Origin of the sequence: Nocardioides jishulii (assembly GCF_006007965.1) — a bacterium.
Lineage (GTDB): Bacteria > Actinomycetota > Actinomycetes > Propionibacteriales > Nocardioidaceae > Nocardioides > Nocardioides jishulii.
On record NZ_CP040748.1, the window covers coordinates 3,210,757 to 3,225,853 of the forward strand.

The window sequence follows — 15,097 nt, forward strand, 5'->3', positions numbered from 1 at the left end:
CGACCGGGGCGGGCACGCCGAGGGTTGCCCTTTGCCCGAGCGGGCACCTGCAAGGTCACCCACGCGCCGGACGATGACGGGGATGGTCATTGACCCGCTTCGACCAGCATTCCTCGCTAACGTCATCCAGAGCCCGAGCAACCAGAGGATGCGACAGTGCTTGACGGAGCGAGGAGCACGACACCGGAACGCTGCACCTTCGGTGTTGACGAAGTGACGGTCCAGTACGACGACCGCACCGCTCTCGACGAGGTGAGCTGCGCGCTGGAGCCGGGAGTCACTGTCCTCCTCGGGCGCAACGGCGCGGGCAAGTCGACCCTGTGCCGGGTCCTGGCCAGCGCCGAGCAACCCACCCGGGGGCGCGTCCTGGGACCCGAGGGTCCGGTCACCGACCTACGCTCCCACCGGGCCCGGGTGGGGTGGCTGCCCCAGACCCCGCCCGTGGCTGCGCACATGCGCGCCGGCGACTACCTGGACTACGCCGCGTGGCTGAAAGGGATCTCCCGCAGGGACAGGCCCCGCGCGGTGGCCGAGGCCCTGGAGCGTACGGGTCTGGGTGCACGGCGCGGCTCACGGATCGGGACGCTGTCGGGCGGGATGGTCCGGCGGCTCGGAATCGCCCAGGCGATCGTGCACCGACCGTCGCTGCTCGTGCTCGACGAGCCGACCGTGGGCCTGGATCCGGAGCAGCGTGTGCAGTTCTACGCGACCCTGCGCGGCGCGCTGGACGCCGACACGGTGACCCTCCTCTCCACCCACCTGCTCGAGGACGTGGGCGAGCTGGCCGAACGGGTGCTCGTGCTGGACGCAGGCAGGATGCGCTTTGCCGGCGCCCTCGAGACGTTCCTTGCCACGGTGCCCGCGTCACCCGACGGGGACGGGCGGATCAGGCGCGCCTTCATGGCGCAGCTCACGGACGAGGGCGCGGCGTAGGTGTTCCTGATCTCTCCCTCGTTGGGCCTGCGAGTCCTCGTCCCGACCGTCGCTGCCTGCGCCTTCTACCTGCTTGCTGATCTCCACGCATGGGTCGGCCTGTGGGCCTACACGGCCACCACGCTCAACATGGCCCTGCTCTTCGGCCTCCCCGCCGTCGCGGGCGGAAGCGCCTGGGTGGGATCGACTCTTCGACGTGCCGGGGTCCTGACCATGGCGCGCCAGACGGCCCGCTCGCGGACGTGGGTGGAGCTGCGCCTCTTCGCCGAGCTCGCACTCCACGTGGTGTCGGCCGTCGTGCTGGTGAGCCTCGGGGCCTGGCTCACGACGGCCCGCCTCGCCGTCACCGGGGGGCCGGACCTGCAGGGGCTGGCGGCCAGGGCGGCGATCTGCCTCGCTCTCGCCGCAGTGGGCTATGCACTGGGCCGTCGGTGGCCGGCGCTGACAGTGGTGCCTCTTGCGGTCATCGGGCCCTACGTGGCGGTGGGGGTCTGTCTCTACCTGGACACCGACCTCCTCGCAGCGGTGACTCCGTTGGACGATCGATTCACCCCCTTCTCCCGCGACCTTCCCCTGGTGCACGCCGTCCAGGCCGGTGCGTGGCTGCTGGCAGCGGTTGGCGTCGTGGCGCTCCTGGCCGCCAACCGCACCTTGGCCTTCGCTGCTGCCTCGTGCGCAGGCGTGACCGCTTCCCTCCTGGTCCTGGTCGAACCCGCGGACCGCGTGCACGTCCCCGAGGCCGCAGCCCCGACGTGCGTCGACGGAGCCACAGCCAGGGTCTGCCTGCCGTTGGCCACGAGCTATCTCGCACGGCCCCTCGCCCAGGACGTCGACGACGTGATCCGGACGCTGCCCGGGCTGGCTCCTGCCTCCGCGGGCTGGGTCGAGGAGTACGTCGAGTGGGGCGCCACCCCGCAGGCGAGCTGGCAGCGGGTCTCCGACCGGACCGTGGCCGACGGGTACGACGTCACCTGGATCCCCGAGGCCGTCCAGGTGGGCATGGCCACCGGCGTGGACCACGGTCAGGTCCGGCTGGCCCTGGTCTCGCACCTCTTCGCGACCTGGACCATCGGGCGGGGGGAGGGAGGGACCAGCGCCAACGAGGCGCTCTTCCGGTGGGCCGTCACCGAGCTGGGCCTCCCGACCGAGGGAGACGACCTCCATGGGACGCTCGGTGTCGAGGACCTCGAGCCACCGAGCGATGACCACGCTCGCGAGATGGAGTGGTTCACCGCCCTCTCCCCGGAGGAGCGGAGCGCCTTCTTCGCGGAGCACGCCCGAGCGATCCGGTCCGGCACCCTCTCCTGGTCCGCCTTCGAGAAGGCGCCGGGATGAGGCCGTTCCTGGCCGTACGACGCCTGGACGACGGCTGGTGGCTCGGCGCCATGGGGCTGTCGTGGTTGGCACTCGCGCTCTTCAGCTGGGCTGCCCTCCCGTTGATGTTCCCCTTCGAGGACCCGCGGACCTTCGTGAGCAGCGGGACCGTGGTGGGCCTCGTCCTCCCGTTGGCCCTGATGAGCGCCGTGCTCGTCGAGGGACCGCCCGCCCTGGTGGCCACGTCCAGCAGGAGGCTCGGGGCCAGTCGCACCGCCTGGAGCTGCGGCTACGTGCTCGTCGCCGGTGCGCTCGCCTCGCTCGGGGCGGCCTCGTTCGGGCTCCCGGTCGGCATCCTGGCGGCGGACGCCCTGCTCGTCGCCACGCTCAACGTGACGGGGGTGGCGCTGCTCGGGACAACCCGTGGGTGGATCCCGGGAGCCGCGGTCGTGCTGCTGGTGAGCGTCCCGGGCCTGGTCCCGTGGAGCAGCAACTGGCTCTACCGCGTCGACCGGGCGACCGGGGTGCTCGCGGTCTCGGCGCTCGTCGGGGTGGTCGCCGTCGCCCTCTTCGTACGCTTCGGGGCGCTCGGCGCCTGCCAGCGGGCCGGGCGGCTGGGGACCGCGGCCCAGCAGAACGATCCCGTCGGCTGAGAGCGGCCGACGCCGGGGCGCTCGCCCCGGCACCGGCCCCCGCGCTCAGTGGTCGACGGGGCTGCTCTCGGGGCCTGCCCACGCGGCGTACGGGTCCTGGTGCTCGGGCGTGATGACCGGGTCGGGTACGCCCGCGGTGATGCGGGTGCCGTCGGATCGGACGCCGCCCGTGTGCGGGATCTTGTCCATCAGACCGTCGATCCTCTCGCCCTGGCCGTCGAGCGGGACCACGACCTCTTCCCCTGTGGTCACCGTGATCCGCTTGCCGCGCACGCTGAGGTCGATCGGCCCTTCCCCCTCGACGATCGAGAACGTGATCGCGTCCTGGGAGAGGTCCACGGCGAGCCGCGAGCCGTGCCAGGCGAGGCGGAACCGCATGCGGTTCCAGTCGACCGGCAGGCGCGGGTCGAACGAGAGCCGCCCCTCGTAGTCACGCATTCCGCCGAAGCCGCAGACCAGCGCACTCCACACGCCACCGGCCGACGCCACGTGGATGCCGTCGACGGTGTTGTTGTGCAGGTCGCCCAGGTCGGTGTTCAGCGCGTGCCAGAAGTACTCCATCGCCGCCTGGTGGTAGCCGACCTCCGCCGCGACGATCGACTGCACGACCGCCGACAACGTCGAGTCACCCGTGGTGATCGGGTCGTAGTACTCGAAGTCGGCCTTCTTCTCCTCGGGCGTGAAGAGGTCGCCGTGCAGGAAGAGCGCCAGCACCACGTCTGCCTGCTTGAGCACCTGGAAGCGGTAGATGACCAGCGGGTGGTAGTGCAGGAGCAGCGGACGCAGGTCCGTCGGCGTACGGGAGAGGTCCCACACCTCACGGTCGAGGAAGAAGTCGTCCTGCGGGTGGATGCCCAGACCGTCGTCGAACGGCACGTGCATCCCCTCGGCGCACTTCATCCACTCCTCGACCTCGTCGGGCTGCACGTGCAGTCGGTGCACCAGCGCACGGTGCGCGGCGGGGTTGGCCTTGCGCATCCGTTCGACCACGAGGGCCGCGGCGCGCAGGTTGTAGCGCGCCATGAGGTTGGTGAAGAGGTTGTTGTTGACGACCGTGGTGTATTCGTCGGGGCCGGTGACGCCGTGGATGTGGAAGCTCGGGTTGCCGTTGCTGCGCCAGAAGCCGAGGTCGCGCCACATGCGGGCGGTCTCGACGAGCAGGTCGACGCCCTCCTCGGCGAGGAACTCGAAGTCCCCGCTGGCGGTGACGTACTTCATCAGCGCGTAGACCACGTCGCCGTTGATGTGCATCTGCGCCGACCCGGCGGCGTAGTAGGCCGAGGCCTCCTCGCCGTTGATGGTGCGCCACGGGAAGAGCGCGCCGCTCTGCGCCATCTCGGCGGCGCGGATGCGCGCGGCCGGCAGCATCCGGCGACGGAAGTGGAGCGCATTGCGCGCCATGCCCGGCTGGGTGTAGGTCAGGAACGGGACCACGTAGATCTCGGTGTCCCAGAAGTAGTGCCCCTCGTAGCCGCTGCCCGTGACGCCCTTGGCCGCGATGCCGCCGCCGTCGGTGCGCCCGGCCGCCTGCGCCAGGCAGAAGAGGTTGAAGCGGATCGCCTGCTGCAACGCCGGCTCGGCCTCGACGACCACGTCGGAGTGGCGCCAGTACTGCTCGAACCACTCGGCCTGCTCGGCCTCGAGGTGGTCGAGGCCGTGGCGCAGCGCCCGGTCGAGCGTACGGTCGCAACGGTCGGAGAGCTCGTTGACCGGCACCTCCTTGGAGGTGTGGTAGGCGACGTACTTCTCCAGCCGGGCGCACTCGCCCTCGGGCAGGTCGAAGCGGTAGACCGTCTTGGCCTGGTCCTCGGCAGCACGCAGCACCACGTCGGGCTCGACGCCACCGCTGAAGTGGTGCTCCACGGCTGCGGCGATCGTCATGCCGGAACGGTGGCACTGGTAGCCGAGCAGGAGCCGGCCGTCATGGCTGCCGTGGGCCCGCGGCACCAGCACCCGCCCCTCGAACGCACCCGCCTTGCGCGGGTCGCTCATGCCACCCACCGGCGTCTCGGCCGCGCGGAAGTCGTCAAGGCCGTCCTGGCGGTTGATCAGCTGCGAGGAGATCACCACGGGAGCGGAGCCGGTGAGCATGGTGACCTCGAAGCTCATCACCGCAAGGTGGCGCTGCTCCATCGAGACCATGCGCGTCGAGTCGACCTGCACGCGCTTGCCCGACGGCGTACGCCAGACCAGCGTGCGGCGCAGCATGCCCTCGCGCATGTCGAGGACGCGCTCGTAGGACTCCAGCTCCGAGACGCCGAGCACCAGCGGCTCGTCGTCGACGTAGAGCTTGATCACCTTGGCGTCGGGGACGTTGACGATCGTCTGACCGGTGCGCGCGAAGCCGAAGGCGGCCTCGGCGTGCCGGATCTCCCAGGTCTCGTGGAAGCCGTTGACGAAGGTGCCGTGGACGACCGCCTCACGCCCCTCCTCCGGGTTGCCACGCATGCCGAGGTAGCCGTTGGCGACCGAGAAGAGCGTCTCGCCCGCTCCGACGCCCTTCGGCTCGTACGAGAGCTCGCGCAGCCGCCACTCGTCCACCGGGTAGCGGTCGCGGTCCAGGGGGTGGTGCACCTTGTCTCGGGCCATCAGATGCCTCCCTCGGAGGTGGGGACGAGCTCGGCGAGGTCGGAGACGACCAGGTCGGCCCCCGCTCCGAGAAGGGCGTCAGCACCGACGCCGCGGTCGACGCCGATGACGAGGCCGAAGTGGCCGGCGGCACCGGCGCGTACGCCCGAGACCGCGTCCTCGAGGACGACGCTGCGCTCGACCGGGGCGCCCAGCACCTCGGCAGCGTGCACGAACGTGTCGGCGGAGGGCTTGCCGGGCAGGCCCAGCTCCTCGGCCACGGCGCCGGAGACGACGGTGATGAAGCGGTCGGAGAGGCCGGCGGCGGCCAGGACGGCCGGAGCGTTGCGGGAGGAGGAGACGACGGCCAGGGGGATGCCGAGGCCGCGCAGGTGGTCGAGCAGGGCGACCGAACCGGGGAAGGGGTCGACGCCGTCGCGCTCGAGCACCTCGTTGAAGGCGACGTCCTTGTGGTTGCCGAGGCCGCACACGGTCAACGCGTCGCCCGGGTCGGTGCTCTGGCCCTCCGGCAGCGTGATGCCGCGGGAGGTCAGGAAGTCACGCACGCCGTCGTAGCGCGGCTTGCCGTCGACGTGGGCGAAGTAGTCACCGGGCTCGTAGGGCGAGCGATCACCCCCACCGGGAGCGTCGGGAAGGGCCAGGAAGGCGTTGAACGTGTCGGACCAGGCCCGCATGTGCACCTCCGCCGTCGGCGTCACCACGCCGTCGAGGTCGAAGAGCACCGCGGCGTGGTCGGTCCACCGGACATCGATCGCTGAAGCGGTCATTGTGCGAGCCTAGGCCGCACATCCCTGCGTACGCGAGCGGAGGACGCAGCTAACACTGTGATGACCGCCGCACACCACCCTTCGCATCCGTCTGCGCACCCCCGACCGGTTGACCTACAGTCGGCGCGGCAGACCAAATCTCGAGGAGCGAGCGCGATGACGCTGAGCGCGGACCTACGCATCGGCGACCCCGTCGCAGCGCCCCACTGGGACGCGATCGTCATCGGCGCTGGCCTGGGCGGCCTCTCCACCGCGGCGTTCCTGGCCCGCGAGGGGCAACGGGTCCTGGTGCTGGAGCAGCACGAGGTGGTCGGGGGCAGCAGCCAGAGCTTCCGGCGTGGCGACGACGAGTTCGACGTCGGCCTGCACCGGGTCGGCGAGTGCGAGCCGGGTGGGCGCACGCGGACGCTGCTCGCGGCCCTCGGTGTGGACCAGCACGTCGAGTGGCTCCCGGTCGGCCCCGACGCCTCCACGATCACCCTCCCCGACCTCACGGTCCGCGTGCCCGTCGGCTGGGACGCCTACGAGCAACGACTGGCCGAGACCTTCCCCGCCGAGGCCGACGGCGTACGCCGCTGCGTCACCGTCCTGCGCGACGTCGCCGCCGACCTGCGGGTCCCCCGTCCGGGCGGCGCGTGGGCCAAGCTGACCGGCCCCCGGTCGACGCGGAAGTGGGCCGGGCGCTCCCTGACGGACCTCTTCGACTCCTGCGGCCTGGGCGCGAGCGCGCGGGCCGTCGTCGCGGCCGAGGGCGGCAGCTATGCCGCTCCCCCGTCGGCCACGCCCGTGTCGGTGCACGCGGGCTTTCTCGACCACTTCCTCACCTCAGGTGCCTGGTATCCACGCGGCGGCGGCCAGGTCCTGCCCGAGCGCCTGGCGCAGGCGGTGCGGGACCACGGCGGCGAGGTACACACCGGGGTGCAGGTCGACCGAGTGATGGTCGAGCACGGTCGCGCGATCGGGGTGACGCTGGTCGACGGCGAGGAGTTGCGCGCCGACGCGGTGGTCTCCAACGCCGACCCGAGGCGTACGTGGCTCGCCCTGGTCGGGCGCGAGCACCTGCCGAAGCGGCTCCTCCAGCAGGCCGAGGCGATGGAGCCGGCCCTGCCGTTCTTCACGCTCCACCTGGTGCTCGACCTCGACCTGCGCGGCACGTGGGACGGATCCACCCGGTGGGTCCACCCCGAGACCGACGTGGAGGGCGTGTACGCCGAGCTGCGGGCTGGTCGCCTGCCGCGGCGGGTGCCGGTGATGATGACCTCGCGCACGCTCAAGGACCCCGAAGGCGCCCGGCCCGGCCGCAGCGTCCTGGAGCTCGTGAGCCCGGCGCCGCGCGAGCACCATGCCTGGGGCCTGCGGGCGGGCGGCCCGGCGGCCGGCGAGCGCTACTCCACCAACCCCGACTACCTGGCCGCGAAGCAGCACATGGTCGACGCCGTCCTCGCCACCGCCGAGACGGTGATCCCCGGACTGCGCGACCACGTGCTCCACTGCGAGGCCTCGACCCCGGTCACCCACGAACGCCACACGCTCGCCTCGGGCGGCTCCGCCCTGGGCCTGGCCGTGACGGGTGGCCAGGTCGGCGACCGGCGCCCCGACGTCACCTCACCGGTGCGCGGACTCTTCCTGACCGGATCAGGCACCCGGCACCTGCCCGGCGTGGTCAACACGCTGCGAGGCGGAGCGGCCACGGCAGGAGCCGTGCTCGGTCGCGACCTGCTGGCCGAGATCGCCCAGGGCTCCGTCGCCCGGAAATGACGCCGAGGGGCCCGACGGCGGGTGACGGCAGGTCCGGCCTTCTGCGGGCGGCTGCGTGGCCGTAGCGTGAGGTCATGGAGATCAACGGCAAGGTCATCGTCGTCACTGGTGGGGGCAACGGCATCGGCCGCGAGGTCGTGCTGGAGCTGCTGCGTCGCGGAGCCCGGGTGGCCGCGGTCGACCTACGCGCCGCCGCACTCGCCGAGACCGCCGCGCTCGCGGGAGCCGGCGACCGGCTCACCAGCCACGAGGTCGACGTCTCCGACGCGGCCGCCGTCGAGCGCATGGCCAACGAGGTGCTCGCCGCCCACGGCACGGTCGACGGCCTCGCCAACGTGGCGGGGATCATCCAGAAGTTCGTGCCCTTCAAGGACCTCGACCTCGACACGATGCAGAAGGTCGTCGACGTCAACCTGTGGGGCGTCGTGCACACCTGCCGGGCCTTCCTGCCGCACCTGGTCCAACGCCCCGAGGCGAGCTTGGTCAACGTCTCGAGCATGGGGGCGCTGGTGCCGGTCCCCGGCCAGTCGCTCTACGGCGCGAGCAAGGCCGCGGTCAAGCTGCTGACCGAGGGGCTCTACGCCGAGCTGCGTACGACCTCGGTGGCGGTGACGGTGGTCTTCCCTGGCGCGGTCAGCACGGGGATCGCCGACAACTCCGACGCCGCTGTGCCCGGCCGCGACGCCAGCAACAGCGACGCCGCAGCCAAGCTGACCTCGGCCCCCGACGCCGGTCGGATGATCGTGGAGGCGATGGAGAAGGGGCAGCCACGGCTGAGGATCGGCTCCGACGCCACCATGCTGGACCGCCTGTCGCGCCTGGCGCCGACGCGGGCGATCGAGCTGGTCGCCAAGCGGATGGCCGGCCTGGTGAGCTGAGACTCGTTGCTAGCCTTGGCAGCGGCGTCAGGATCCTGACCCCCGGACGAGGGAGCCGTACCCGGAACGCGACAAGACGGCCACCGAGAGGTGCGTCATGGCGTGGTTGGTGCTGGTGGTCTCCGGGATGCTGGAGGCGGTCTGGGCGTTGGCCCTGGGCAAGTCGGAGGGGTTCACGCGACCGGTGCCGACGGCGGTCTTCGGCGTCGCCGTCACGCTGAGCATGGTGGGGTTGGCCTACGCGATGCGGACGCTCCCGGTCGGCACCGCGTACGCGGTCTGGGTCGGCATCGGCGCCTCCCTCACGGTGGCGTGGTCGATGGCGACCGGCGACGAGCCGTTCAGCGTCGTCAAGCTGTTGCTGATCGCGGGCCTCATCGGGTGCGTCATCGGGCTGAAGCTGGCCCACTGACACCACTCAGTTGAAGCCTTCGAGCCCTTCGAGCGAGTCGGGCACGACGATGTCGTCCAACGGGTCGGCCTCGCCCGACGTCAGTCCGTCGGGGTCGCGCCGCACCGGCAGGTGCTTCAGGGCCTCGGTCGTGAGCGCGACCTGCAGCGCGACGGTCGCCTTGCGGCGCAGCTTGCCACCGGCGTCGCCGACGACCGACTCAACGGCCTCGGTGACCTGCTCGGGGGTGAAGGTGGCGCGCGTGCCGGCGGCGACCTCGACGTCGGGCAGCGCGATCAGCACCGGGATGAGCTGGCTGCCGAGGCCGTCGATGAGCTGGTAGCGCTCGAACTTGTCCATCGTGCTCCACAGCTGCTCGACGTCGACCTTCTTCTTGCGGACGTCCTTGCGGGCTGCCAGCACCGACTTGGCGACACCGTGGATCGCCTGGGTCAGCTCGTGCTCGGTGAATCGCATGGGGACAGTCTCGCTCATCGGTGGTGGGGCCGGAGCCGGCACCGGGTCAGGCGCGGACCACCAGCACCAGGTCACCGCCCTGGACGGGCCGCGTCCCGGTGATCGCGACCCGCTCGACCACCCCTGCCAGCGGGGCGGTGATGGAGGCCTCCATCTTCATCGCCTCGATCGTCGCCACGGTGGCCCCGGCCTCGACGGTGTCGCCCTCCTGGACGTTGACGGTCACGGTGCCGTCGAAGGGGGCCGCGACGTGACCGGGCTGGGAGGTGTCGGCCTTCTCGGTGGCCGCCACCTCGGACTCCACCGACAGGTCGCGCACCGGCACCGGACGCAGCTGGCCGTTGATGGTCGCCATCACGGTCCGGATGCCCCGCTCGTCGGGCTCGCCGATCGCCTCGAGGCCGAAGATCAGCCGACGCCCGGGCGCGATCTCGACGACGTGCTCCTCGCCGGGGCGCAGCCCGTAGAGGTACTCCGGCGTCGGCATCCGCGAGAGGTCACCGAACTGCTCGCGGGACTCGCGGAAGTCACGCGTGGGGCCGGGGAAGAGCAGCTCGTTGAGCGTCTCCCGGCGCTGGTTGACCAGGCCCACGGCCTGCTCCTGCGTGAGGGACTCCGCCGGCCGCTTCCAGGTGCGCCCCTCGAGCGCCTTCGTCCGGAAGGGCTCGGGCCACCCACCGGGAGGGTCGCCCAGCTCACCGTGCAGGAAGCCGACCACCGAGTCCGGGATGTCGTAGTTGCCGGGGTTCTCCTCGAAGTCGCGCCAGTCCGCGCCCACCGCCACCAGGTGCAGCGCCAGGTCGCCGATCACCTTCGACGACGGGGTCACCTTCGGCACGTTGCCCAGGATGTCGTTGGCCGCGGCGTACATCTCCTCGACCGCCTCGAACCTCTCCCCCAGCCCGAGCGCGATCGCCTGCTGACGCAGGTTGGAGAGCTGGCCGCCGGGGATCTCGTGGCGGTAGACGCGCCCGGTGGGCGCGGGCAGTCCCGACTCGAAGGGCGCGTAGACGCGGCGCGTGGCCTCCCAGTAGGGCTCGAGCGCGTTCACGGCTGCCAGCGACAGCCCCGTCTCACGCTCGGAGTGGTCGGTGGCAGCGACCAGGGCGGAGAGGGGCGGCTGGGAGGTGGTGCCGGCCATCGCCGAGCAGGCCGCGTCGACGGCGTCCACGCCGGCGTCGATCGCCGCGAGCAGCGTGCCCAGCTGGCCGCCGGTGGTGTCGTGGGTGTGCAGGTGGACGGGCAGGTCGAAGCGCTCGCGCAGCGCGGTGACCAGCCTGCGGGCCGCGGGCGCGCGGAGCAGGCCGGCCATGTCCTTGACGGCGAGCACGTGGGCGCCTGCGTCCACGATCTGCTCGGCGAGCCGCAGGTAGTAGTCCAACGTGTAGAGCCGCTCGCCCGGGTCGGAGAGGTCGCCGGTGTAGCAGAGCGCCACCTCCGCCACCGTCGTCCCGGTCTCCCGGACCGCACGGATGGCCGGGCGCATCTGCTCGACGTCGTTGAGCGCGTCGAAGATGCGGAAGACGTCGATGCCGGTCGCCGCTGCCTCGGCGACGAACGCGTCGGCCACCTCAGGCGGGTAGGGCGTGTAGCCGACGGTGTTGCGCCCGCGCAGCAGCATCTGGAGGTTGACGTTGGGCACCGCCTCGCGCAGCGCGGCGAGGCGCTCCCACGGATCCTCGGCGAGGAAGCGCAGTGCCACGTCGTACGTCGCCCCGCCCCAGCACTCCAGCGACCAGAGCTGCGGCGTGGTGCGGGCGACGTGCCCGGCGACGTCGACGAGGTCCTTCGTACGCACCCGCGTGGCGAGCAGCGACTGGTGCGCGTCGCGGAAGGTGGTGTCGGTGACCCCGACGCGCGTCTGGGCGCGCAACGCGGCGGCGAACCCTTCGGGGCCGAGCTGGAGCAGCTCCTGGCGGCTGCCGTTGGGCACCTCACCGGGCTCGAGCGGGGGCAGCTTCTCGGAGGCGGCGACCGTCACCGGCGCGGGGCCGTGGGGCTGGTTGACGGTGACGTCGGCCAGGAAGGCCAGCATCTTGGATCCACGGTCACCGCTGCGACGCGCGTGCAGGAGGTGCGGGTGGGTCTCGATGAAGGCGGTGCTGAGGCGGCCCGCGGCGAAGTCGGGGTCGGCCAGCACGGCCTGGAGGAACGGGATGTTGGAGGCGACGCCGCGGATGCGGAACTCCGCCACCGCGCGGCGCGCCTTCTCCAGCGCCTTCTCGAAGTCGGGTCCGCGACAGGTGAGCTTGGCCAGCAGCGAGTCGAAGTGGGCGTTGACCTCGGCGCCGGTGTAGGTCGTGCCACCGTCGACGCGTACGCCGGGCCCACCGGGCGAACGGTAGGTCGTGATCTTGCCGGTGTCGGGCCGGAAGTCGTTGGAGGGGTCCTCGGTGGTGATCCGGCACTGCAGCGCGGCGCCGCGCAGCCGGATGCGGTCCTGCCACAGGCCGAGGTCGGCGAGGGTGGCCCCGGCCGCGATCCGCAGCTGCGCCTGGACGAGGTCGACGTCGGTGACCTCCTCGGTGACCGTGTGCTCGACCTGGATGCGCGGATTCATCTCGATGAAGACGTAGCGCCCCGTCGGGTCGAGCAGGAACTCCACGGTGCCCGCGTTGCGGTAGCCGATGGCTCGGGCGAAACGCACCGCGTCGGAGCAGATCCGGTCCCGGAGGTCGGGGTCGAGGTGGGGCGCGGGGGCGATCTCGACCACCTTCTGGTGGCGCCGCTGCACCGAGCAGTCGCGCTCGTAGAGGTGGATGACCTCGCCCGTGGCGTCGGCCAGGATCTGCACCTCGATGTGGCGCGGGTCGACCACGGCCTGCTCGATGAAGACCGTCGGGTCGCCGAAGGCCGCCTCGCCCTCACGCATGCAGATCTCGATCGCCTCGCGCAGCGCGGAGCGGTCGTCGACGCGCCGCATCCCGCGGCCACCGCCACCGGCGACGGCCTTCACGAAGAGCGGCATCTCGATGCCCTCGGCCGCCGTCACCAGCGCGTCGACGTCGGTGGAGGGCTCGACCGACGCGAGCGTCGGGACGCCGGCCTCCCGGGCCGCGGCGATCGCGCGGGCCTTGTTCCCGGTCAGCGTGAGCACGTCGGCGTCGGGCCCGATGAACGTGATCCCGGCCGCGGTGCACGCCTCGGCGAGCTCGGGGTTCTCCGAGAGGAAGCCGTAGCCGGGGTAGACGGCGTCAGCGCCGCAGCGCACCGCCACGTCGACGATCGCGTCGGCGTCGAGGTAGGCGCGTACGGGGTGGCCCACCTCGCCGATCTGGTAGGCCTCGTCGGCGCGGAGCCGGTGCTCGGAGCCGCGGTCCTCGTAGGGGAAGACGGCGACGGTGCGCGCGCCCACCTCGTACGCCGCGCGGAACGCCCGGATGGCGATCTCGCCGCGGTTGGCCACCAGGATCTTGTTGAACATGGGTCACCTTCCGTCGCGTCCGGGCCGACGCAGTGCCCCGACCGGGCCGGATGTCACATCCGATCACACGCCGGAGCGGGCGTCGAGCCCCTCTCGCCACGCTGCGACGTGGCGCCCGGAGGCTCACCGGTCGACGCCGCAGGACGTGTGTCAGGCCGGTTTCGACTGGACCGGGTGCGTGAACATCGTGTGAGAACACTCGACGTGGTGCCACGTGCCCCTCCACGCTGTGGCACAGGACCTGACCCTTCTCGGCGGGCCCGGACCGACTCGCCTCCCCGGAGGAACCATGACCGACCCCATCCCCACGCCCGTTCGATCCGTGGGCAACGCCTTCTCGCTCGGTGTCGACGGCAACGTCGCGGGCGACCCGATGCACGGCCTGCTCGCCGCCCAGCTGCGCTACGTGGCCCGCCTGGCCTCGGGCATGGGGGAGACGCTCGGCCTGGGCCGACTCGTCTCCGTCTCCACCACCGGCACCTGCGCGGTCTCGGCGCAGATCGGCTGGGACGTCGGCGGCGACTGCATCCTGCGTGGCCACGTCTTCCCGCCACTGGCGCCACCCCTGCACCCGCCGGCCTTCGGACTGGTCGCCGACGGCGCCTCCCCCGACGAGGCCGCGCTCGCCTGCCTGGCCCTGGCCCACGAGGTGCCCGGGCTGGAGTGGGGCGTGCTCGTGCGCCGGGACCGCAGCGTCATGGCGAGCGTCGGTGAGCCGCACCTCGACGCGATGCCGGAGGTGGGCGTACGCAGCCTCGGCGTGCTGGCCGGACTCGACGAGCGCTACCGCGAGACCTGCGTGTGGTTCGGCTTCGAGCACCGCACCGTCGTCGTCTCCCCGATGGACCACGGCTGCGTGGTGCTGTGCGTGACGCAGGCGGACACCACCGCCCTGGTCGACGACCTCATGCGGGTGCGGGCGACCCTCCGCCCCATCGACCTCGACCGGGTCACGCCACTGGCCGCCCCCTTCCGTCCCGCCGAGGCCGAGGAGGTGCTCGACGAGGCAGAGGAACCGATCGACGACGACTGGGCCTGGGAACCGGACGTCGCTCCGCTCACCGGGGCACGTTTCGCGGGAGCCGTCTTCTCCGAACGCCCCCGCAAGCCCCGGGAGGGCCGCTGGTTCCGGCGTTCACAGGCGTCGTGAGGTCATGACGGTCCCCGGGTGGTCGGTGGGAGGCAACCCGGGGACCGGCGTGACTGGGGACCTCAGGAATGGGGAGCTCAGGACTGGGTGGCTCAGGGCTGGGCGGCCTGGGCGTGGAGCTGCCCGGCGACCTGCTCGATCTGCCTCACCGCGTCGATGAAGGCCTGCTCACCGATGACGGTGTCGCCTCCCCCCTGGAGGATCGCGATCGCCGACTGGAGCGCGCTGCCGATCACCGAGACGACCACGATCGCCTCGTTCAGCAGCGGGATGTCGGCGAGGAGGCGACGTGAGGGGTCGGCGTCGAGCCAGACGTACAGCAGTCCGGTCAGGTCGGTCGACAGCGCGACGTAGGGGGCCAGCAGCATCGCCGCGGTGTCAGGCTGCTCCATGCCGAGCCGCGAGCGTCCGGCCGCCACCTCGGCGTTGACCGTCGCCTGGCCCACGGAGCGCAGCGCGACCTGGTAGATGGCCCGCAGGACCGACGCCTCGGCGCGCTCCTCCATGAGGGCCCAGGCCTCCTCGAAGGGGATCATCTTGAGCGGGCGGCCGAAGATCGCGGCCTCACGGTTGGGCATGTAGTTGAAGAAGGTGCTGCGCGAGATGTCGGCACCCTCGCAGATCTCGGGCACCGTCACGTTGGCGTGCCCCTTCTCGAGGGCAAGGCGGACTGCCGTCTGCTCAATCGCGTTTTCGGTGGCTCGCTTCTTGCGTGCGCGAAGCCCTTCAACCATGGTTCATCCCTCGCCCGAGTGCAGGTCCG

12 protein-coding genes and 1 riboswitch are annotated in these 15,097 nt (G+C 71.8%); of the genes, 7 read left to right on the plus strand and 5 right to left on the minus strand.

Features of this window, described 5'->3' with window-relative positions:
• Nucleotides 1-213 precede the first annotated feature (213 nt).
• From FCL41_RS15305 to FCL41_RS15315, 3 genes are read left to right on the plus strand one after another with little or no spacing between them, the layout of a single operon-like run.
• Nucleotides 214-933: an ATP-binding cassette domain-containing protein gene (locus tag FCL41_RS15305; RefSeq protein ID WP_170970178.1), complete on the plus strand. Its 720-nt coding sequence runs from the start codon at nucleotides 214-216 to the stop codon at nucleotides 931-933.
• Entirely contained in the window at nucleotides 934-2,268 is a 1,335-nt protein-coding gene (locus tag FCL41_RS15310) for a hypothetical protein (RefSeq protein WP_137064823.1), read from the plus strand.
• Entirely contained in the window at nucleotides 2,265-2,900 is a 636-nt protein-coding gene (locus FCL41_RS15315; RefSeq protein WP_137064822.1) for a hypothetical protein, read from the plus strand. The genes FCL41_RS15310 and FCL41_RS15315 overlap by 4 nt, the downstream gene beginning before the upstream one ends.
• Before the next feature lie 45 nt (nucleotides 2,901-2,945).
• On the opposite strand, the gene FCL41_RS15320 is transcribed toward FCL41_RS15315, so the two are convergent.
• Nucleotides 2,946-5,489: a glycoside hydrolase family 65 protein gene (locus FCL41_RS15320; RefSeq protein WP_137064821.1), complete on the minus strand. Its 2,544-nt coding sequence runs from the start codon at nucleotides 5,487-5,489 to the stop codon at nucleotides 2,946-2,948.
• Nucleotides 5,489-6,256 (minus strand): HAD family hydrolase, encoded by a 768-nt coding sequence (locus FCL41_RS15325; protein ID WP_137064820.1) that lies wholly within the window; start codon nucleotides 6,254-6,256, stop codon nucleotides 5,489-5,491. The genes FCL41_RS15320 and FCL41_RS15325 overlap by 1 nt, the downstream gene beginning before the upstream one ends.
• Nucleotides 6,257-6,412: 156 nt before the next feature.
• Between FCL41_RS15325 and FCL41_RS15330 the strand changes: the two genes are divergently transcribed.
• From FCL41_RS15330 to FCL41_RS15340, 3 genes are all read left to right on the plus strand, one after another.
• Nucleotides 6,413-8,014 (plus strand): phytoene desaturase family protein, encoded by a 1,602-nt coding sequence (locus FCL41_RS15330; protein WP_170970177.1) that lies wholly within the window; start codon nucleotides 6,413-6,415, stop codon nucleotides 8,012-8,014.
• 74 nt (nucleotides 8,015-8,088) lie between these two features.
• Complete coding sequence (locus tag FCL41_RS15335; protein ID WP_137064818.1) at nucleotides 8,089-8,892, plus strand: SDR family NAD(P)-dependent oxidoreductase; 804 nt, start codon at nucleotides 8,089-8,091, stop codon at nucleotides 8,890-8,892.
• Between the two features lie 21 nt (nucleotides 8,893-8,913).
• Nucleotides 8,914-8,977: riboswitch (guanidine-III (ykkC-III) riboswitch) on the plus strand.
• 12 nt (nucleotides 8,978-8,989) lie between these two features.
• Complete coding sequence (locus tag FCL41_RS15340; RefSeq protein WP_137064817.1) at nucleotides 8,990-9,304, plus strand: DMT family transporter; 315 nt, start codon at nucleotides 8,990-8,992, stop codon at nucleotides 9,302-9,304.
• Nucleotides 9,305-9,310: 6 nt separating this feature from the next.
• Here the strand turns inward: FCL41_RS15340 and FCL41_RS15345 are convergent, their stop codons facing one another.
• Together FCL41_RS15345 and FCL41_RS15350 are read right to left on the minus strand one after the other, a co-directional pair.
• Nucleotides 9,311-9,760 (minus strand): hypothetical protein, encoded by a 450-nt coding sequence (locus FCL41_RS15345; protein WP_175422355.1) that lies wholly within the window; start codon nucleotides 9,758-9,760, stop codon nucleotides 9,311-9,313.
• Between the two features lie 46 nt (nucleotides 9,761-9,806).
• Nucleotides 9,807-13,184 carry a pyruvate carboxylase gene (locus FCL41_RS15350; protein WP_137064816.1) on the minus strand — a complete coding sequence of 1,126 codons (3,378 nt, stop codon included), beginning with the start codon at nucleotides 13,182-13,184 and terminating at the stop codon, nucleotides 9,807-9,809.
• A 289-nt stretch (nucleotides 13,185-13,473) separates the two neighbouring features.
• Between FCL41_RS15350 and FCL41_RS15355 the strand changes: the two genes are divergently transcribed.
• Entirely contained in the window at nucleotides 13,474-14,334 is an 861-nt protein-coding gene (locus FCL41_RS15355; protein ID WP_137064815.1) for a hypothetical protein, read from the plus strand.
• Nucleotides 14,335-14,426: 92 nt separating this feature from the next.
• On the opposite strand, the gene FCL41_RS15360 is transcribed toward FCL41_RS15355, so the two are convergent.
• Nucleotides 14,427-15,068, minus strand: a complete 642-nt coding sequence (locus FCL41_RS15360) for a TetR/AcrR family transcriptional regulator (protein WP_137064814.1) — start codon at nucleotides 15,066-15,068, stop codon at nucleotides 14,427-14,429.
• Nucleotides 15,069-15,097: the final 29 nt, after the last annotated feature.

What these genes read in the sequence shown, in the direction of transcription:
- FCL41_RS15325 (WP_137064820.1), bottom strand. Translation starts at nt 6,256, where the DNA reads ATGACCGCTTCAGCGATCGATGTCCGGTGGACCGACCACGCCGCGGTG.
- FCL41_RS15335 (WP_137064818.1), top strand. Translation starts at nt 8,089, where the DNA reads ATGGAGATCAACGGCAAGGTCATCGTCGTCACTGGTGGGGGCAACGGC.
- FCL41_RS15315 (WP_137064822.1), top strand. Translation starts at nt 2,265, where the DNA reads ATGAGGCCGTTCCTGGCCGTACGACGCCTGGACGACGGCTGGTGGCTC.
- FCL41_RS15350 (WP_137064816.1), bottom strand. Translation starts at nt 13,184, where the DNA reads ATGTTCAACAAGATCCTGGTGGCCAACCGCGGCGAGATCGCCATCCGG.
- FCL41_RS15320 (WP_137064821.1), bottom strand. Translation starts at nt 5,489, where the DNA reads ATGGCCCGAGACAAGGTGCACCACCCCCTGGACCGCGACCGCTACCCG.
- FCL41_RS15360 (WP_137064814.1), bottom strand. Translation starts at nt 15,068, where the DNA reads ATGGTTGAAGGGCTTCGCGCACGCAAGAAGCGAGCCACCGAAAACGCG.
- FCL41_RS15345 (WP_175422355.1), bottom strand. Translation starts at nt 9,760, where the DNA reads ATGCGATTCACCGAGCACGAGCTGACCCAGGCGATCCACGGTGTCGCC.
- FCL41_RS15340 (WP_137064817.1), top strand. Translation starts at nt 8,990, where the DNA reads ATGGCGTGGTTGGTGCTGGTGGTCTCCGGGATGCTGGAGGCGGTCTGG.
- FCL41_RS15330 (WP_170970177.1), top strand. Translation starts at nt 6,413, where the DNA reads ATGACGCTGAGCGCGGACCTACGCATCGGCGACCCCGTCGCAGCGCCC.
- FCL41_RS15355 (WP_137064815.1), top strand. Translation starts at nt 13,474, where the DNA reads ATGACCGACCCCATCCCCACGCCCGTTCGATCCGTGGGCAACGCCTTC.